The sequence below is a fragment of the Microcoleus sp. w2-18bC1 genome (genome assembly GCF_036700365.1).
Classification (GTDB): Bacteria; Cyanobacteriota; Cyanobacteriia; order Cyanobacteriales; family Microcoleaceae; genus Microcoleus.
This window is the reverse complement of sequence record NZ_JAUBOS010000013.1, coordinates 58,919-78,759: the sequence shown is the minus strand read 5'-3', so window position 1 is coordinate 78,759 and position 19,841 is coordinate 58,919. Positions and strand designations below refer to the sequence as shown.

The following is a 19,841-nucleotide window of genomic DNA, read 5'->3' as shown; positions in this document are numbered from 1 at the left end:
TGATTAGCAGGGTGTGGAGCTTGGCTACAGGTAAATTAGTCTATCGCCCGCAAGCGAGTTTACAAATAGGCGATCGACCTACACGATCAATAATCCTGAACCTGCCCCTATTATCCCTTCTTCTTTCATCCTTCAACAATTTCTAAACTCGTCAATCAAATCGATAATCCGATCGCACCGGAAGTTATTCGCCAAATCGGCGATCGCGCTGCGGAAACTAGCATTAATAGGAGGAATCGACAACAACAGCCGAAAAATCTCCTCGTTATCAACCGCATCCGCCGCAGAATACAATTCATCAACCCATTCAGCAGGCATAGCTCGCAAAAATGAAGTATTCAGCGTAAAAGCCAAATCAGCCGTTTCAGTTGCCGTGGAAACCTCGGCGGACACCGCAGCATCAGAACTTAGCGAAGCTTCTCGATCATAAACATAGCGGACTCCCAGATACTTAGCCATCTTTTCCAGAATCACTTGCTCCCGAAAAGGCTTCGCTACAAAATCATCGCAACCAGCAGACAAAATCAGCGATCGCTCCTCATCAAAAGCACTTGCAGTCAGAGCAATGATTACAGTTGCTTGACCTTTCAAATGCGCTTTAATCTGTTTAGTAGCTTCGTAACCATCCATCACCGGCATCCGCATATCCATCCAAATCAAATGAGGTTCCCAACTCGACCACATTTCCACAGCTTGAACGCCATTTTCAGCTTCCTGCACCGCAAACCCAAGGGATGTCAGCATTCTGACCAACAGCAAGCGGCTTTCCAGGCGATCGTCAACAGCTAAAATCCGGTATTCTGGCTGCCCGGGTTCCAGGCCCACCACTCGGCGAGCTGTTTGAGCCACCTGAATTTCCACTGCATTAGGGAGCGAAACTTTAACATCAAATCTAAAAATGCTGCCGCGACCGAGGGTGCTTGTTACCGTCATCTTCCCTCCCATTAACTTAACGAACTGCTTGCTGATTGGCAAGCCCAAACCGGTTCCTTCTTGAGCTTTTTTACCGCTTTCTGTTTGCGCGAAAGGTTTAAACAAATTGTCCATTTCATCTGCAGAAATTCCTGAACCAGTGTCTTCCACTTCAAATAGCAAAGAGCAATTCTCACTTGGCGAAATTTCTGGGATTTTTTTATTTTTTAGCAGCTCATGTTTAAGTCTCAAATTAACACCACCTTCCGCAGTAAATTTAATAGCATTACCGACTAGATTTATCAATACTTGTCGCAACTTGCTTTCGTCAGCTTCTATATATTGAGGTAGATTTGGTGGGCAATCAAAAATTAACTGCAACCCTTTTTTATCGGCTTGCAATTTCAGCATATTTTCAGTATTTTTTAGCATTTTATGCAAGTCAAAGGTACTGTTATTAAGTGTCACCAGCCCGACTTCAATTTTTGACATTTGCAGAATATTGTTAATCAGAACAAGCAAATGTTCCCCGCTCTGGGTAATAATTCCTAAGTATTGCTGTTGGTCGGCATCGAGGTCTGGGTCGCGGGCTAGCAGTTGACTGAAACCGAGAATTGCGTTGAGGGGAGTTCGCAATTCGTGGCTCATATTCGAGAGAAATTCGCTTTTTGCCCTGTTCGCTCTGTCGGCTTCTTCTTTGGCTTTTTGCAGGACTATTTCAGCTTGTTTGCGTTCGGTAATATCGCTAGCAGTGCCTGTTGTGCCGATGATGTTTCCTTCAGCGTCCCTGCGGGCGATCGCCTTCGTATTTACATCAATCTTTCTGCCGTCTTTTCCTAATACTATGTTTTCGTACTGAAACACAGTTTTGCCCGTCAGCAAGCGCTGCTGAAGTTCCCATTTCCAGTCTATTTCTCCTGGGGCTAAGAAATCGCTAAAAGAACACCCTAGCATTTCTTCAGGCTCGTAACCGTAGATTTGTTTAACTGCTTGATTCACAAAAGTAAGGTGTCCTTCAGCATCGCAAGACCAGATAATATCTTGGGAAGTTTCAACTAAATGACGGTATTTTTCTTCGCTCTCTGCTAGGGCTATTTCTGCCCGCTTGCGGGGGGTAATGTCCATCAAAGTTGTGAATAGTTTTGTCACTTTACCTTCTTGATTGACAACTGCTTCTCCTCTGGCTTCGATGTAGCGGATGAAGCCGGCTTCACTTATTTGTGACTGGCAATTATCCGCACCCATTGTCGGTGCCAGCCGCAGGATTCGATATTCCAAACTGTAGGATTGCCCATTAGCAATAGCAGCGTCGATCGTTGTTTGCCACTTTTGTCGATCGTCCGGATGCACGTATTGCGAAAACTCAGTTAGTGTTGGCGCAGCCTGGGTTGGCTCAATTCCAAAAATCCGAGATAACTCTTCCGACCAAGTAGTTGTGTTGGCAGAGAAATCGCATTCCCAATTACCAACACGGGCGATTCTTTGCGCTGCTGCTAAAGAAGCCGCTAGAGCTCGGAGTTTTTCTTCGGCTAATTTGCGATCGCTAATATCTTGAATCACAGAAATCACGCAGGTTTCGCCATGAATGTCAATGATCTCTGCTGACAGCAGCCCGGTTCTGAGTCCCCCTGTTTTAGTGCGAAAATCAAATTCATAGTTGAGAACAATTTTTTTTTCGTCTAACATTTTAAACAACTCAGCGCGGGCTTGTATCTTTTGCCAAAGATTCAAATCAAGCGCCGTGCGATCGAGAATTTCTGCGGCCGAATAACCGATTGTCTGGCAAAAAGCCTCATTAATTTCTAAATAACGACCGTCATTAAGTCGGGTAATAGTAATCGGGTTGGGAGAAGAACGAAAAGCTTTAGCAAACTTTTCCTCAGACAAGCGCAGTTGTGCAGTCCGCTCCTCGACTAAAGTTTCCAATTCTTGATTTAGCTTTTGGAGTTGAGCATTTTGTTGTGCTAATTGCTTCTCCATAAAATAGCTATTAATCGCTTCTTTTACCGTCAACTTCAAATCTTCTGACTGCCAAGGTTTCGATATGTATCGGTACAATTTAGCATATTTAATAGTATTCGCCACTGCTTCTAGGTCTGCTTGCCCTGTCAGCATAATTTTGATAGTTTTTGGCGAGATTCTGTGAATCTGCTTCAGTAATTCGTCTCCTTTGATATTCGGCATCAGATAGTCGGAAATCACTGCTACGATTTCACAGCCCTCTGCCAGTAATTCCTCGATTAACTCTAAAGCATCTTCACCGCCTTCAGCGGTTTCTAATAAGTGCTCTTCCCCCAAGGTTTTTTTTAACTCAATTTTCAAACTTTCAAGAATTATCGGTTCGTCATCAACACAAATAATCACAGGTTTATTGTTCATATTTTTGTCCAACCAGATTTTATAGTTTCTACTAATTCTTTGCGTTCCCACGGCTTGTACAAACAACGGTGCAAGTTTGCTTGCTCTTTCACCCGTGCTATTGCTACTTCGTCTGCTTGCCCGGTCAGCATAACTTTCACAATTTTAGGATATTTTTGGTGAACCATAATCAAAAAATCATCTCCTTTAATCCCTGGCATTAACCAGTCAGATACTATGACTAAAATATCACTTTCATCTTCTTTTTGAATTTCCTCCATAATTTCCAGAGCTTCATCTGCATTTTCTGCTACTTCATAGAGGTAAGCATCCCCAAATTCTTTTTTAAGTTGAATTTTTAAACTATTTAAGACTACAACTTCATCGTCAACGCACAAAATTACTGGTTTAGGCATAAAACTTTACTTCTATTAAATTTTAAATATTGGGGCATTTCCCTCTTTTACTTCTTGCTATCAAGGGATTCCGACCGGCAAGAATATAGTAAATTTTGTTTGACCAGGCACGCTTTCTACTTGCAGTTCACCTTGGTGTTTTTCCAGAATTTTTTGAACTATATCTAATCCCAAACCGCTACCTTCCCCTGGAGGTTTAGTTGTGAAAAACGGCTCAAAAATTCTCGGCATAATCTCTGGAGGAATGCCGGGACCACTGTCTGTAATACTAACTGATATTGCGTTCGCTTGGTGTTTGACATCAATTTTTAACACGCCTTTGTTGCCCATCGCTTGTAAAGCATTGTGAACTAAATTTGTCCAAACTTGACTGAGTTCATCAGGATAGCATAGCACAGAGGGTAAATTAGTACCATAGTTTCTGACTACTTCCACACCGTGTTTGATTTGGTAGTGGTAAAGCGTTAAAACAGTATCAATACCATCGGTGATATTAGCGATTACTTTGGTACCCGACTGGTCGTAACGAGAGTAGCTTTTCAAAGCAAAAACGATTTTGGCTGCCCTATCCGTGGCGGTAGCAATATTTTTAGTGCTTTTTTGTACCGTAGCAAATTGGTAGGCGGTTTGTACAATATTTCTACTTTGGCTGTCTTTCAACAAAGGTAAAAAAGGTTCTACATTATTGCCGATGCCGATATCTAACAAAGTACAGGCAAGACTGGCGGCGTCGTCAATCTTTTCTGATTCTAATTGCCCCTGCAAAAGTTTTTTTAACTGACGTTTTTCTTTACTAGATAATGTATCTGTTTCTTGGCTGGACTTGTGTAGCAAAGCCAAGAAATCCTGCCGCCGTTCCGGGGATAGTTGTTGAAAAAATATCGGCAACTGCTGCAATTGTTCCGTCCAAAAGTCGGCGATGTTCTGCACAGAAGAGCGAATCGCCCCTAAAGGAGAATTGATTTCATGAGCAACTCCGGCAATTAACTGTCCGAGGGCTGCCATCTTTTCTGATTGAATAAGTTCTTTTTGAGTCCGCTTCAGTTCTTCTAAAGTATGAGATAACTCTGCATTTTTTTTGCACAGCGCTGACTCGGCTATTTTGCGGGCGTTGATGTTGCGGGCAACCCAAATGACTGCATCTTTTGAAAACAGAGAAATGCAGGCAGAAAACCAAATTGCGCGGCCACAAACTGTTAAACTATAGTCAAAATTTATAGTTTGTTGGGTTTCTAAAACTTGCTGAACTAACAGCCACCAATCATCCGGTTTGTCGTCATCAAAAAAATGTTCTATGGTCAAGCTGACTATATCACAATCTGGCTCAGAAGCCGCTGCCACATTCGTTGGCAAAACTTCTATGTTCCGCTGACTGTCTAGCACGAGAATGATGTCGGTCATCGCTTCAAAAACGGCGCGGACTTTCCTTTCAGAAAAGTGCAATTTTTCTTCGAGCAATTTTCTACCACTAATTTGTTGCTGCAATTCTTCGTTACTGGCTGCTAGTTGAACCGTGCGGTCTAGAACTCGCTGTTCGAGTTCGGTGTTCAGGCGGCGAACTTCAGCTTCTGCGGTGGTGCGGTCTTGTATTTCCTTTTTTAACTGACTGTTGGCATTAATTAATTCTAAAGTTCGCTGTTTGATTTGTTCTTCCAAATTATCATTTAATATTCGCAATTTTTCTTCTATTTCTGTTCTCCGCAACGCTTCTTTTTGCAATTCTTCGTTCATTTTGTTCAACTCCTGAATTTTGTCGGCAACTGTTTCCTGCAAAAGCTCGACATTTGCGTGCATTTCTACCGGATCTAAGGCCTGCAGCAGGCTAATTTCAGTCACAATTCCAGCTAAATATCCTTCCTCGTTCACCACCACCAAGCGCCGGATGCGGTGCTGCTGCATTAACTGGTGAGCCTGCCACAAGGTGGCTGTTACCTGCAATGCTATCAGCGGAAAACTCATGGCGGCGGTGACGGGAGTACGTGCGAAATCTAGTCCAGAAGCTTGGAATTTAACAATGTCGCGTTCTGTAATTATGCCCACAGGTTTTTGATTTGTGTTGTCGCTGTCAGTGCAAATGACTATGCAGCTTTTTCGCTGGGTTCTCATCTGTTTTGCGACTTCTAAAACTGAGGCGCTGCTTGAGGTAACTATTAATTGTCTAGTCATAATTTCTTCGGCACGCCACATTTTCAGCAAGTCTGCCGGTTTGAGGATTTTACGGATGCTTTCGCAGGTGATAGCGCCTAGCAAGTTCCCACCTTCGTCTAGGAGGGGTAAATGACGGATTCTTTTCGATCGCAATATGCTCAATACTTTGAAGATATTTCCCCCTTGATCGATGGAAATAGCGATCGGGTTTTCAGTCATCACCTCAGAAATTGCTACCCCCGCTAGCGGTATTTCGCTAGCAGTTATTTTCACAACATCGCGTTCTGTAAAAATTCCGAGCAATTGCTGCTCAAACGCGATTAAAATACAACTGGCACTCGCCTCAGTCATGGCAGCAATTGCGACTTTCACAGGTGTGTCTGGAGGCAGCACCGGTGGTTTGGCGTCGATCGCCTGTTCTAGCAAGCTTTGGGTATCAGAAACTGTTGTTGACATGGGCAAATCAAGGGGGATAGATGCAGGCGGAACCGGCACTTAATACCATTTTAGATTTCCGACTTTACAGTCGCGGTAGGCTAACCGCCATCCTGGTTTGACATCGGTCTAGAGGTTAATTTTTAGTCGCGCATTGGTATAATTTTTAGTGTGATCGCGCTAAACGGCGATCGGAATTGACACAATACACGTCCTTTGACCGATAACTGATGTTACTTCTATTTTACCCGAATACTTTTCCACACTTTTTTTAATAATCTCCAGTCCCAACCCGCTGCCTTCGTCGGCGGGTTTTGTGGTAAAGAAGGGAGCAAATATTCGTGGCAAAATTCCCGGCTAATTCAGTTGCCACTGACGATCAGGCTCGGATTTTCGGCTCTCACCTCTACTTTTAAAACTCGGCAATTCTCTATAGCTTGTAAAGCATTGTGCATCAGATTTATCGAAACTTGTTTTAGTTGGTCTGGCTCAGACAACAATTTCGGCAGTGGCGCTTGAGAATTTATGACAACTCCTACTCTCTCTTTTACTTATTTTAATCAAAATTTAATAGAGTTTTAATGGATCAGTAATATTGGCTATTACTTTTCTCCCACACAGTTATATCGAGATTATTTAAAACTAACAATTAAATTTGTGGCTATCTGTAGCCAATTCTCTTTCTCTTCTTGGGAAGCTGTGAATAAATGGCAGAGACTATCTGCCTGACTCAGCAAGTTAAGCACCCTTTAATGAAATATTTGATTGCAGTGCAAGTTTATGGATTCATTCAGTTGAGCAAGCAGGTTGCTAGGGTCAGCAATTTCGCGTTTTATTTCTCTAACTTATGGAGCTACAAAATAGGAATATTGAGATTTTGGGTACAATAACCGACCACTTCAAACTCAGCGTTTTTGAGAACACTTTAATAGCTTTCTCGGAATATTGGCTGGGTTTCCCTGACATGATATTTGCTGTGAGCGATACAAGCTGGTACTCAATCTAATATCTTGCCTCTGCTGAGGCTTTTGGCATTGAACATCGATAACTGTAGCAACCTGTTGCAGTAACTAGCAGCCAAAAAAATCACCGTACCCGCAATTGTAAATAATAACCCTGCCTTTGCGCGCAAGCATTCAAGGCAGGGTTATTATTGAGTATTCCGAATTCTCAAGGGTGAAGCGAGGACGCTGCTGCCGACTTCGGCTGCCCAGCAGTGCACTACTCGCCCAATCGAGTTATTTTAGCGCTGCGTTCGGCCAACATCAGCACTACATAAATAGTCATTACATAGCCGGCGGCCAGAATGGGAATAATTAGAGGAATATCGCGATAAATCATAATTAGAACCAAAAGTCAAGGACGAGGAGGAGCAGGACAAGTTCAAGACCTACTACATTAAGTCAGCACGCAAGACCATGCCTTGGTTCTGAAGGCTGTTTTTCCATATCAAGCCTGCGGGAACATTTAGGCGTTCCCGGTCATCAATAATGATTTACTGCTTTACAGATGCTTAAACAGCCTAAAACTATCCACTTTAGCTGCTTTGAGCTACCGTGTACATAAGATGCGCTACTCTTAACTTCTGATAACTTTTAGCCGCGAGGAACTAAAAATCTGTCCCAGAAATTTTGGCTGCGATCGACTAACAAGGCTGGCTCTACGAAACTTTTACAGGCACCTAAAAGCTACCTGCCAGTCTGGCTGTACTTAATGTATAGAATTGTTTAAATCCTTAATACCCATAATAACACAGGGTTTTTGGGATTTAGAGATTTTTTGGCAGTGTCCTTAACAATTCGATACAATAGGGGCAACCCCTCTGAGAGTCGGCAACTCGCCGATGGCAGTCGGGTGACTCCCATCGGGCGGCAGATGACAAATAACTGCCGATCGCCTAGATTTTTCTTTTCTATTGCAGAGAATTACCTTAAAATAAAGATATGATATGTAAAATTTTGTTACTTTACGGCTTGAGTCGGCGTATCCATGATCTCTAGCACTCTCCTATTTTCCTCGGTTGAAGAAGACCTGCGACTGTTGACAGAAAACTTAAAACAGTTAGTGGGTGCCCGTCATCCCATCTTGTACGCGGCTGCAGAATACTTATTCGGCACAAAGGGAAAACGAGTGAGACCCGCGATCGTTCTGTTGATGGCCAAGGCGACTATGCCCGATCGGGAAATCACGGAAAAACACCGTCGCCTCGCTGAAATTACGGAAATGATCCACACAGCTAGTCTAGTCCACGACGACGTGGTGGACGAGTCGGATCTGCGGCGGGGAGTGCCGACGGTTCACAGTCGGTTTAACAACCGAGTGGCAGTATTGGCGGGAGACTTTCTGTTTGCTCAATCTTCCTGGCATTTGGCCAATCTCGACAACCTGCCAGTAGTCAAACTGCTTTCAGAAGTGATTATGGATTTAGCTGAGGGGGAAATTCAACAGGGACTCAATGGATTTGACACCAGCTTGTCGATCGAAGCGTACCTCGAAAAAAGTTATTACAAAACAGCGTCTTTAATTGCCAACAGTTCCAAAGCAGCGGGCTGTTTGAGCGAGGTGTCAGCGGAAATAGCAGACGATTTGTACAACTACGGTCGGAACATTGGTTTGGCATTCCAAATAGTAGATGATATATTAGATTTCACCGCTTCAACGGAAACTTTGGGGAAACCGGCAGGCTCGGATCTCAGAAGCGGTAATCTGACAGCACCCGCACTATTTGCCCTAGAAGAAAAACCTTACTTGGAAGTTCTCATAGAACGCGAATTTGCCCAAGAAGGAGATCTAGACCAGGCCCTGGCACTGGTAGAAGATTCTAGAGGCATAGAGAGATCCCGAGAACTAGCCACAAACCACGCACAGAAAGCCGTCGAATACTTAGCTGCGCTGCCCCATTCAGAGTCCCGTCAAGCTTTGATTGATTTAGCTGAATACGTTTTGAGCAGACTTTATTAGAGGTTAAAAAGTTACACTTTATTGGTAATGGGGAATTGGTAATGGGGAATGCCCAATGCCTAATGCCCTGTTACCAATTAATAGAAAATTGAATTGTTTAGGCAATATCTGGCGGTGGAGCCGATCGATACTGTTGCAAGTAAACGTTAATTAAACTCTGTACTTGCTCGCGAGGGATTTCCGTCCCGACTTCCTGATTTCCGGGACTTTCAAAAAAAACAATGCTGTCAAGACCTTCCAGAGCTATCATCTGAAATAAAATGTGAGTAACAGGCAAAAGCACCGGTCTGAGACGATCGCCCCCAGCAGCCGCAGCCTGCGACGCATCTTTAATACTTGTCCAAGCATAAATCACCTTCTTCTCCCGTCCCGGTTGCTTGAGGTTGCTCAAAACCACGATAGCCCAACTTTGGTCTACCGCTTGCAGGATCGAGTATTCGAGGTGCTGTAGCTGTTGGGCAATTAACACCAGGGCCGGGGCGATCGCCTTTAAGATTTCTGGCGTTGAACCGTCGGGCGGAGCTTTTTCGATCAATGCTTGAATCTGTTGGTCTAAATCCATCAGTCAGTTCTTTGATATCTAAAATTAAAAATTTCAGGTTAGCAGGTCCGCATCCAAGTATATATTACCCAGCACTGCCCTATTAAAGATAAGCTGACACCCCTCTAAATTTAAGATTTTGCAGCCTAGAGTCCTTGTAGCGAGCATTTGGGCCAAAAAATTAAGTGCGTAAAAGCTTACACAATGTCATCCAAAAAGTCTAACCATAGGGTGCTGAGCGCTAGCGCTGTCAAGGTGTGTTAAATCGGAGCCCGATAAAAAGCCGAAAACGGCTATTTCACGTTCGGATTTTTCACACTTAAAGCCATAAAAACTGTTTGGGGGAGTTTGGTTTCAAAATCAAAGCGCCCAAAGTTAGTAACTTCGTTGTGTATTCAGTCCACCGGTGCTTACCGCGCACTCATGAGCGGGCTGGGTGCTGATGGCGCACCTTACCCCAGATGGCGACTCAAAGAATTTGTTGGCCCCACTCCTATATATAGCGGTGCTCAAGCGTTGTGAGGTATGGGGGCGAGTCCTATGCCTATGCCCACGGAGGCCACGGAGGCCACGGAGGCCTATGAGCACCTCATGTTACTGAGAAAGGCTATATCTATTGTTGATATTTATAGTTGGTCGATCGTCCTTGACCAGGAATTTCAAAGGTGGTACCCGCCACGTGATTTATCCGTGGAATCAATCCAAAATCTCAAATCAAAAATTCTCAAGCCCCCGCATTTATCCGTGGGGTCGCCTCTAAAATCTAAAATCTAAAATCTAAAATCTAAAATCGATTGACGCTACCCATACCTGCCGCTGCACCTCGGACTCATCAGTTACACCCCTAACTTTTTCGTTGTTAACTGCCCCAGAGTCACATCCAATGTAACGAAATATTACAAGATGACGCTAAAGCAGCATAGAGGCTTGACAGCAAAGAATTAAGTGGCTAATCTGATATACATACCCGGGTAAGTCAATTCACTGTCATATGCAAGAAAAGCAAAAAGTTACATTGTATCTTCCACCAGAACTGCATCGCCAGCTCAAAATCCGAGCCGCAGTCGAAACTGAACCGATGTCATCAATTGCAGAAAGGGCAATTGTCTTCTACCTAGGAAATCCCGAACTGGTTGACGAAGTAGAAGCCTCCTACGGACAAACCCATCGGGTATACAACTGTCCAGAATGCACGGGTTCAGTAGTAATGCGAGATGGAGAACTGGCATCCGTAACAAGTCAGCCGAGCGTATTGGCTGAACAGGATCTTCCAGTAAAGCAGGTGTCGGGCGTCAGTGCCAGCACGGCCAAACCGGGAGAGGAAGAATTGGTTCCCTGCTAAGAATGCCTTGCTTCCCCAAAAAGCTAAAACTGAAATTTTCAGTAAGAGGGCTAAGGGCAGCATTGAGATTCAGCAAAGATAGCACCGTCTCTAGTGGGTCGAGGACTATGCAAGAAGAGATCAGTATTCTAATCCAAGCTCAATATCCTCTGATCTACCTCGTGACATCCGAGGAAGAGCGGTGTGAGCAAGCAATTTCGACAATAGCTCAAGCCAAACCACAGCGACGAGTATTTATCTGGACTGTAACTCACGGCATTGTGGAGTATGGTCAACCCCGCACCACCACCCAACACAACACCGTCTCGCCAGAGGCAGCAATTGAATGGGTGATCAGGCAGCGAGAACCCAACAGTAACGCTAGCATCTACATTTTCAAAGATCTGCATCCTTTCATAGATTCTCCTCCGGTAACGAGGTGGTTGCGCGATGCGATCGCCAACTTCAAAGGAACGCAAAAGACAATTATACTGATGTCTCCTTTGCAGCAAATTCCAATCGAGCTAGAAAAGGAAGTAGTGGTATTAGACTTCGCGTTGCCAGACATGAAGGAACTAAACCAAGTATTGTCTGGTCAGTTGGAGCAAACGCAATCGCGACGCATTACCACAGAAGCGCGAGAAAAACTTTTAAAAGCAGCCTTGGGATTGACCAAGGACGAAGCTGAAAAAGTTTATCGCAAAGCCCAAGTTTCGACTGGGCGCCTCACAGAAGAAGAAGTAGACATAGTTCTTTCGGAGAAAAAGCAATTAATTCGGCGCAACGGCATTCTAGAGTTTATTGAAGAAGACGAAACCCTGGATGCAGTCGGCGGTTTAGAAGAGCTGAAGCGGTGGCTGAGACAGCGTTCCAACGCCTTTACAGAAAGGGCGAGAGAATACGGCCTGCCCCAACCAAAAGGGATGTTAATTCTCGGCGTACCGGGATGCGGAAAATCACTGATTGCCAAGACCACCTCCCGCCTCTGGGGACTGCCCCTGCTGAGGCTAGATATGGGTAGAGTCTACGACGGCTCGATGGTGGGCCGCTCGGAAGCCAACCTCCGCAATGCCCTCAAAACCGCAGAATCCATCTCTCCAGCCCTCCTCTTCATCGACGAACTAGACAAAGCCTTTGCAGGAGGCACTGGTTCGGCCGACTCAGACGGAGGCACCTCCAGCCGGATTTTCGGTTCATTCCTCACTTGGATGCAAGAAAAGACTTCCCCAGTCTTCGTAATGGCAACAGCCAACCGAATCGAGCGGTTGCCGGGAGAATTCTTGAGGAAAGGCCGATTTGACGAACTCTTCTTTGTTGATCTGCCTACTAAAGAAGAACGCCAAGATATATTTAAGATTCACCTGTCAAAGCGCCGTCGGGAAATTACTCGCTTCGATTTAGAGCAACTTTCCAATGTTTCCGAGGGCTTTTCAGGTGCAGAGATTGAGCAAGCGCTAGTAGCCGCAATGTACGAAGCCTTCGCTCAAGATCGAGAGTTTACGCAGCTAGACATCATCGCGGCCATTAAATCTACAATGCCACTGTCTAAAACAATGACCGAACAGGTCACCGCCCTTCGAGATTGGGCTAGACAGCGTGCACGGCCCGCTGCGTCTTCCGTCGCTGAATACCAGCGAATGGAATTCTAAAAGCTTTCTCCTGGTCCAAACAGGAGCAAAGGCTAGCAACAGCTAGCAGTTCGATTCAAGAGCCGCCCAGCGGCACCGTTAAATCCAGACCGTTGTTGTTTCTCTCTCAGTTTTATTAGGAGGAAATCCAATGTCTCACTTTAGCACTCTGCGTACCAAAATCACCGATGCCGAAATCCTGAAAGCTTCCCTGCGCGACTTGGGCATTTCTGTCAAGTCAGAAGCTGATGTTCGTGGCTATAACGGTCAGCGCGTTCGCTCCGACATCGTGGCGATTCTCGAAGGCGAATATGACCTGGGTTGGTCTCGCAATAGCGATGGTTCTTTTGACCTGATTGCCGACCTCTGGGGCGTCGCCAAAAAGCACAATCAAACTGAGTTAATCAACTCCATCAACCAGAAGTACGCAGTCAACAAGACCTTGGCAGCAGTCAAGCAGCGCGGTTTGCAAAATGCCAACGTTAAGCTGGTAGTGCAAAACTAATTGAACTGCATGTTTCCAAGCTCGCGGGTTAACCCTAAAAACGGGTTAACCCGTTTTTAGCTAGTTAGGGTGTAGAGCGCGGCTTTGGGCCACCACATACTTTTTTAGCACCCCCAAGCAGCAGCTTTCAGGTTGAAAGCTGCTGCTTTATGCTTTAATGGTCGGCTACCTAATGCTTCGGGCAATCGTCGATCGTTTGTTGATAAATATCAAGTATTCGATCGACTTTGCGTTCCCAATCAAAATGCTGCTGGACTCGTTCCCGTCCCGCAGAACCCATACTCTGTCGCAATTCTGGTGAATGAGCCAGCTTGAGCATCGCATCTGTCAGTCCCTGGACAAATCCTTCTTTAGAAGTCGGTTCTACTAAAATACCGCAAGTGGAATTCAGATAATCTGCCGGGCCACCCCAGTTCGTTGCTATGACAGGCAAGCCCACTGCCATTGCCTCCATCACCACTGCCCCCCCGCATTCCCGCAAACTGGGAAAAACCATTGCATCAGCTTGTTGCATTTTGAGAGCGCAGTCTTCCTGAGACAGCCAGCGACTAAATACAACGTTGCTGTCGATGCCTAAACGAGCTGTTTGAGCTTCGAGTTCCCCTCGGATGTGCCCATCACCGATGATTTCCAAGACTGCATCAGTTTGAGCGACGACGGGTGCGAAGGCTTCCAGCAGCAAATCTACAGCTTTCCAGCCGATCAGCCTGCCTAAAAATATAAAATGAACCTGCCCGGTCGCTGCTCTTGATAAGCTAGAGTCCAATCGCCACACCGAGAAATCCACGCCGTTTTCCACAAGTTCAATAACTTTACCCTGCACTCCAGATGCCAGTGCCTGCTTCGTCCGATCGTTTGCCACTAACAGCGTCTCGGCTTTGATTTTACCGGGAAAAAGACGATTGAAGAAATCGACGCACTGGTAACCGATCTCGATTAAAATATCAATGATAGGACTTTGGCGCGATCGAAAAGCCAGAGGAAATTTAACCGACGTGTTCATCGGCCCGATAACTACCGGAACTCCCAACCCGAACATCAACGAAGGAACTGTTGCCGAGACTGGTGTCGGTTCGTGTACAATATCAATCTGGTGTTTGCTCACCAGCCACCGGACAATACGACGCTGTAGCACTTGGGTGTACAGGTGAGATAGCAGCCCAAAAGTAAACTCATTAACTCTTTCAGGGATAAATCGCCCGAAATTGTGAAGCAGTCGGTGCAGCCAAGTGTCCGGTACAAAGTGCATTCGATCGCAGTCTTCTGGAAACAGCCCTGTGAGTTCTGCCTGGGTGCGGGCGTGCGCCACTAACCATGTCTCTATTTGGCGCGATCGAAGTATCCGGAAATAGTTGACCGGCAGCAATGACTCGCCACCGAATTTAGTTGAAGCGTTCTGAGCAACAATTAAAATTCGCATAACTTGTTTGGACTCAACTGGATTTATGTAATCTGAGATTAAATTTGTTCTTTGGCATAACTAAGACGGGTTAGTTTTTCCAAGTTTTTCCAAACACTGAGCTAAAGTTTCTGCACTGCGGCCGTGGCTAAATTTCGCCATGATTTTTTTCCGGGATTCCTGACTGAGGCTCAAAGCAAGTTCAGGATTTTGCAGTATATTGACGATCGCATCGGCCATTTCTTCGGGTTTTTCTGATTGGACTAATACAGCATCCACGCCGTCATCTACTAGCTCAGAAGTTCCGCCTACATTAGTAACAACCGACGGCACTTCCATCGCCATTGCTTCCATCACAGCAACCGGAACTCCTTCATTCAAACTTGCCAAAGCGAAAATGTGAGCTGCTTCTAGACCTTGGCGAATTCGCTGTTCCGAAACAGCCCCAAGTAGCTCCACGCATTCGGACATCGATTTATCTTCAATGATTTTTTGTAGCTCTTGGTGATATCCGCTGCCCCCTTGTTCATCCTCGCCTGCAATTTGCAGCCTCACGTCAAATCCCCGATTTCGCAGCAATTCTACAGTCTCAATCAAGTATTTATGACCTTTCACCGGGTTGAGGCGGCCGCAAGCAAAAATCTTGCACGGACTTCCTTCTTGCCAAGGCTTGTAAGGGCTGCTGCGTTTAATTTCTGCAATATTAACTCCCATGGGAGCAACAGCTAATTGTTTGGGAAGAAAGTTCGCTAATTTATTTTTGACATCATTGAGAAGCAGTTGAGATATGACGATCGCAAAAGCAGCATTTTTCCACTTTTGTTCCTGATTTGACCCGTACACTTCTAGAGTAGGCCCGTGAAGAGTGATACTGTAAGTACAGCCTGTAAGAATTGAGTTAAATAAGGCTATATTGGCGGAATTGGCACAGGAATGAACGTGGATGTGAGACCAACCTTTTGTTTTTGTTAACGCGGCTAGTTTCCCAGCAACCAAAACCAGTGCTAAGAGTTTAACTTTTTCAAATAACGATGTATCTCTCGCTTTGGCAATAACTGCTAGGCACTGCCACCATGCAGCGGGACCTGCTTTGAGAACCTCTAGCAATGAGTTAATAAAATCTTTCGCAGCAAAGGGAAATAGATAAATAGTATTTTTTTGAGCTTCTTCTGCCCATACGTGAGAAGCGATCGCTCTGGGTGGCGGTTGAGTTGATACTAAATCTGTTTCAATTCCAAGTTCTGCAAGAAATTGTCGCTCCCGCCACAAAAAGATGTGTGTTTGTCCCGGAAATTGGGGAATAAAGTATCCGATTTTTGCCTTCATTTCTCACCTACTTTCTAATTTTTACTTCAAGAATATTTATCTACTCTACTATGCCGATGCACGAACACCTTTCTCACCGAGCATTTTTTCGTAAATCTCGACGATTTTTATGCCCTTGTTCTCCCAAGCAAATTCTCTGGCTTTTTCGATCGCCTTAGCTGACATACTTTCCCGCAGCCGATCATCTTCGACTAACAGCTTAATTTTACTTGTCAACTCCTGTGTTAGATACTCTCTAGAAATCGGCTCGATCTTAAAACCAGTTTCTTCATTCACGTATTCACCAATACCGCCGTTATTGGCAACTATGCAGGGGAGTCCGCAAGCCATAGCTTCCATTACCACTGCGCCCCCGAACTCTCGGATTGAAGGGAAGCAAAAAATATCTGCTTTCCTGTAATAATCCAGAGTTTCTTGTTGATTTACCCATCCGGCAAAACTAACTATTTCCCCTAGATCAAGCTCCTTTACTCGGTTTTCCAAGTTATTTTTTTCTGCCCCGTCTCCTACTATAGTTAAGCGGATTTTACTTTTAATTTCCTGCTCTAATTTCCCAATAGACTCAATAACAATATCGGCACATTTGTAAGGCACTAATCGACCCACAAAAAGCAGATTGATATGGTTAACATCTTTAATTGGGATACTTGTCTGGTTTAAGAAATCCTCCGAAATGCCATTTTCGTAAAACAAATCAATTTTTTGGTCCGGTATTGCAAACAAATCTTTTAGCATATTTAAAGTATATGTTGAACCTGCTAAAATTTTGTCGGCTTTTTTGTAAGTTTCTACATAACCTGGAATTAATGCTCGACCAACTGCTCTCAAAAAGTTGAATTGAGCAAATTCTTGTTTCGCCGTTTCTTGAAAACCTGGTGGAAAGGGAATGCCCCCATTCACAGGGCCTAGAATAAAAGGAGTCTGCTGGCAAACACTGACTACCTTAAACGGATACCGCGGCATCATCGGGGTAATTGCATGAACTATGTCATAATCTCCGTTAAGGATTTTTCCTTTAAATTTTTCATATACTTGCTGATTAAATTCTTCATAAATTGGGTAGCTCAAGGTATTATAAAGAGGCCAATTGACTCGCCCGTTTGCGGTGAGTTTTTCGACTATTTTATAATATTGTTTGGTTAACTTTCCTTCTTCAAGGTAGACAACTTTTTCGTATTCTGGGTGTTTTTCGAGAGCTGGTTTATTTCTAATATGGGTGACGAGGGTTACATCAGCTAAATTATTGATTTCTTGAAAAAAATTGTACCCCACCAAAGGTACTGATGCCCAGTCAGGATTGCACTGCTCTACAATTAGTAAAACTTTTAATTGTTGATCGCTCATTTGTTTGCTACTCAGGGGTGGACTTTCTGGGACGTTAGCTGTAATTCTAGCTGGCTGAATGAATAGAGTTGGTTGTTTTGTATTCGATCAACTTGCTCTGCTGCCCCAGCAATCGGCGCTGGTGAAACTGGATTTGACCTTGTAGCTGGGGAAATTTGGCTAATACGCAAGACAAAGCGTAGATGGCTGAGTCTTTAGTGGTGAGAGCCCGATGCTTTAGATAATAGTTATAGGTGCGATAGGTTGCTAAGGGGTAGCCACTCAATAGTAACAAGCTCCAGCCTTTTGTCGGCCATATCATTGCCAAGGCTAGGGCTGGCAAAACTAAGCCCCAAAACCAGGTGCTCCGGGTTTCTTTGACCCAATGGCGCTCTGGTTCGCTTCCGTGCATCCAGGAACCCTCGGCGTAGGCGTAACCAGCTCTTTGGGCGCGCTTCCACCACTGAACAAAACTGGTCATTTGCGCGTCGTGCAGGGTCATTTCTGCGTCTAAGCGGAGGATTTTCCAACCTTTTTGGCGAAGTCGCAAGCACAGTTCGGGTTCTTCGCCGGCTATTAGTGCGGGATTGAAACCTTCGACTTGCTGAAATGCCGTGGCGCGCATCATGGAGTCGCCACCGCAGGCTTTGGTTTCGCCGATGGGGGTATCCCACTCGATGTCGCACAATTGGTTGTAGATGCTTGCTTTGGGGTATCGTTCGCGCCTCCGCCCGCATACTGCTGCTAAGTCGGGTTTGGCTGCGAGTTCGCTGTAGGCTCGATCGATCCATCCATCAACTACTTCGCAGTCACCGTCCACAAATTGGACAAATTCGATTTCTGGTGCTATTTCCAGCAAGCGGGCAAAGCCTTCATTTCTGGCGCGGGCTGCAGTAAACGGTATAGATAAGTCTAGTTCTACTGTATCGGCTCCGAGCGATCGGGCTAACTCTAGGCTACCGTCTGTTGAGCCGGAATCGACGTAGACGACGCGGGCAACTTTGTCTGTGGCTGAGACTAGGCACTGGCGGAGGCGCTGCCCTTCATTTCGTCCGATCGCCACTAATCCAATTTGTTTCAAGTTTTACCTTTTGAATGCGACTACTGAGCAGTTCCTTTTATATTTTAATAAAAGTCCAGCTAATTTCATAATTTTTCTGCGACTTTTAGAAATTATTTGTCAGACTTCCTGGGTTTTTTTTCGATTATTTTTGCCGGTATTCCCACTGCGGTTGCACCGGGTGGCACGTCACAAATCACCACAGCATTGGCACCAATCAAAGCATGATCGCCGATCGTTACGGAGCGAATAATTTTAGCTCCGGCACCAATATCGACATGACCGCCGATTTTGACATCAGCAACAATTGTCACCTGCTGAAGAATCAGACAGTTAGGGCCAATGGAAGCACTGGGATGAATGACAACGCCATTAGGATGAGTCAGCAGCAGTCCTCCTTGTATTTGGCAGTTCAAAGGGATGTCTGTTGCAGTGACAACGCTCCAAAATCGATGCTGGATCACGTTCCAACGGCATAAAATATATCCTCCAATTCCACCCTGCTGCTGCCACTTTTGATAGTTGCGGATAGATTTGAGCAGTTGGCGACTGGGTTCCCACCACTTGCTAAGTTTTTCGCGGCTCCAGTCTGGTTCTGTAGCAGAAATGATTGACTTAGTGATTGACTCAACCATTGTTTGTACAATTTTTTGATGATGTAGACAATTGTGCCTATTTGTGTGGTTTATCTTAAGATTAATCTCTAACTTGACTAGGGAGATTTATTTAATCTCCGCAGAGTGCTAGCAGAATCTATAAGAAAGAAAATGATTTAAGCATTGTTTTCAGCAGGCCGGGATTTGATAATTTTGGCAGGGATACCAACGGCAGTTTGGCCTGCGGGAATATCTGATAAAACTACAGCATTGGCACCGATATTTACGTCGTCTCCTAGGTTAACCTTGCCGAGGATTTTTGCACCAGCGCCGACGTTAACCCGATCGCCCAATTGAGGGGATTCCAGCGGCTTGTCCAAATAGCGGTTTCCCAACGTTACACCTTGGCGGATAATGCAGTCGTCGCCGATCGTACAATATCCGTGAATAATAATAGCGTTTTGATGTTCAATCACTACGCGACGACCGAGCTTCACAGTGTAAGGCAAGTCTATCCCGTAACTATTGCGGACTTTTCGGTAGAGTGCTCGATAAATAATGCTCAAAGGAGCTCGCAGTAATTTCGGTTCTACCTGCATTCTCCAGACGCCAAAACGCTGCACTGCTACGGCGCGAAATCCCGGTTTTGTCCAATCTCGACCATGAGCAATCCAGTCTTCTTTAATTTGCTGCCACAATCCCAGGCCGGGGCTTTCTACTTGATTTTCACTGGTGATTAAGTTTTGCTCAGTTACCATAAGCTCTAATTCACGCTATTTCTTGTTTACTCTATTGCTAGATGCCGACGATATTAATGGGTCTGTCAGGTTTCTGAGGAAGGAGCAATCCGGTTTTATCGATCGAGAATACTAATTTCTCGGCTGCATCCTAAAATATTTTGCTTGCCTAGGT

At 45.0% G+C, this 19,841-nt stretch carries 15 protein-coding genes; 4 read left to right on the top strand and 11 right to left on the bottom strand.

Annotated features, from left to right (window positions below):
• Positions 1-132: 132 nt before the first annotated feature.
• From QT979_RS10645 to QT979_RS10630, 4 genes are all read right to left on the bottom strand, one after another.
• Positions 133-3,291, bottom strand: coding sequence for a PAS domain S-box protein (locus QT979_RS10645; protein ID WP_333309731.1), 3,159 nt, complete (start codon positions 3,289-3,291; stop codon positions 133-135).
• Entirely contained in the window at positions 3,288-3,686 is a 399-nt protein-coding gene (locus QT979_RS10640; protein ID WP_333309728.1) for a response regulator, read from the bottom strand. Before QT979_RS10640 ends, QT979_RS10645 begins: the two co-directional genes overlap by 4 nt.
• Positions 3,687-3,746: 60 nt before the next feature.
• Positions 3,747-6,290, bottom strand: a complete 2,544-nt coding sequence (locus tag QT979_RS10635) for a CBS domain-containing protein (protein WP_333309726.1) — start codon at positions 6,288-6,290, stop codon at positions 3,747-3,749.
• Between the two features lie 159 nt (positions 6,291-6,449).
• Positions 6,450-6,617: an ATP-binding protein gene (locus QT979_RS10630; protein WP_333209853.1), complete on the bottom strand. Its 168-nt coding sequence runs from the start codon at positions 6,615-6,617 to the stop codon at positions 6,450-6,452.
• Positions 6,618-8,258: 1,641 nt separating this feature from the next.
• Between QT979_RS10630 and sds the strand changes: the two genes are divergently transcribed.
• Positions 8,259-9,230 (top strand): solanesyl diphosphate synthase, encoded by a 972-nt coding sequence (gene sds / locus QT979_RS10625; protein ID WP_333209851.1) that lies wholly within the window; start codon positions 8,259-8,261, stop codon positions 9,228-9,230.
• Between the two features lie 97 nt (positions 9,231-9,327).
• On the opposite strand, the gene QT979_RS10620 is transcribed toward sds, so the two are convergent.
• Complete coding sequence (locus QT979_RS10620; protein WP_333309721.1) at positions 9,328-9,792, bottom strand: hypothetical protein; 465 nt, start codon at positions 9,790-9,792, stop codon at positions 9,328-9,330.
• Positions 9,793-10,762: 970 nt separating this feature from the next.
• Between QT979_RS10620 and QT979_RS10615 the strand changes: the two genes are divergently transcribed.
• The 3 genes from QT979_RS10615 (at position 10,763) to QT979_RS10605 (ending at position 13,225) form a co-directional block, all read left to right on the top strand.
• Positions 10,763-11,113 (top strand): hypothetical protein, encoded by a 351-nt coding sequence (locus QT979_RS10615; protein ID WP_006635783.1) that lies wholly within the window; start codon positions 10,763-10,765, stop codon positions 11,111-11,113.
• A 107-nt stretch (positions 11,114-11,220) separates the two neighbouring features.
• Positions 11,221-12,741, top strand: a complete 1,521-nt coding sequence (gene ycf46 / locus QT979_RS10610; RefSeq protein WP_333209848.1) for a stress-responsive protein Ycf46 — start codon at positions 11,221-11,223, stop codon at positions 12,739-12,741.
• A 130-nt stretch (positions 12,742-12,871) separates the two neighbouring features.
• Positions 12,872-13,225 carry a DUF1257 domain-containing protein gene (locus QT979_RS10605; protein ID WP_006635781.1) on the top strand — a complete coding sequence of 118 codons (354 nt, stop codon included), beginning with the start codon at positions 12,872-12,874 and terminating at the stop codon, positions 13,223-13,225.
• 169 nt (positions 13,226-13,394) lie between these two features.
• Here the strand turns inward: QT979_RS10605 and QT979_RS10600 are convergent, their stop codons facing one another.
• From QT979_RS10600 to QT979_RS10575, 6 genes are all read right to left on the bottom strand, one after another.
• Positions 13,395-14,645, bottom strand: coding sequence for a glycosyltransferase family 4 protein (locus tag QT979_RS10600; RefSeq protein WP_333309718.1), 1,251 nt, complete (start codon positions 14,643-14,645; stop codon positions 13,395-13,397).
• Positions 14,646-14,705: 60 nt separating this feature from the next.
• A complete protein-coding gene (gene epsE / locus QT979_RS10595) occupies positions 14,706-15,950 on the bottom strand; it encodes an exopolysaccharide biosynthesis GT4 family glycosyltransferase EpsE (RefSeq protein ID WP_333309715.1) in 1,245 nt (414 codons plus the stop codon).
• Positions 15,951-15,998: 48 nt separating this feature from the next.
• The gene (locus tag QT979_RS10590; RefSeq protein ID WP_333209842.1) at positions 15,999-17,294 is read right to left on the bottom strand and encodes a glycosyltransferase family 4 protein; all 1,296 of its coding nucleotides are present in this window, start codon (positions 17,292-17,294) and stop codon (positions 15,999-16,001) included.
• Positions 17,295-17,340: 46 nt separating this feature from the next.
• Entirely contained in the window at positions 17,341-18,354 is a 1,014-nt protein-coding gene (locus tag QT979_RS10585) for a glycosyltransferase (RefSeq protein WP_333309712.1), read from the bottom strand.
• Between the two features lie 92 nt (positions 18,355-18,446).
• Positions 18,447-18,968: a serine acetyltransferase gene (locus QT979_RS10580; RefSeq protein WP_333209840.1), complete on the bottom strand. Its 522-nt coding sequence runs from the start codon at positions 18,966-18,968 to the stop codon at positions 18,447-18,449.
• Between the two features lie 137 nt (positions 18,969-19,105).
• The gene (locus QT979_RS10575; protein ID WP_333209838.1) at positions 19,106-19,687 is read right to left on the bottom strand and encodes a serine acetyltransferase; all 582 of its coding nucleotides are present in this window, start codon (positions 19,685-19,687) and stop codon (positions 19,106-19,108) included.
• Between the last annotated feature and the right edge of the window lie 154 nt (positions 19,688-19,841).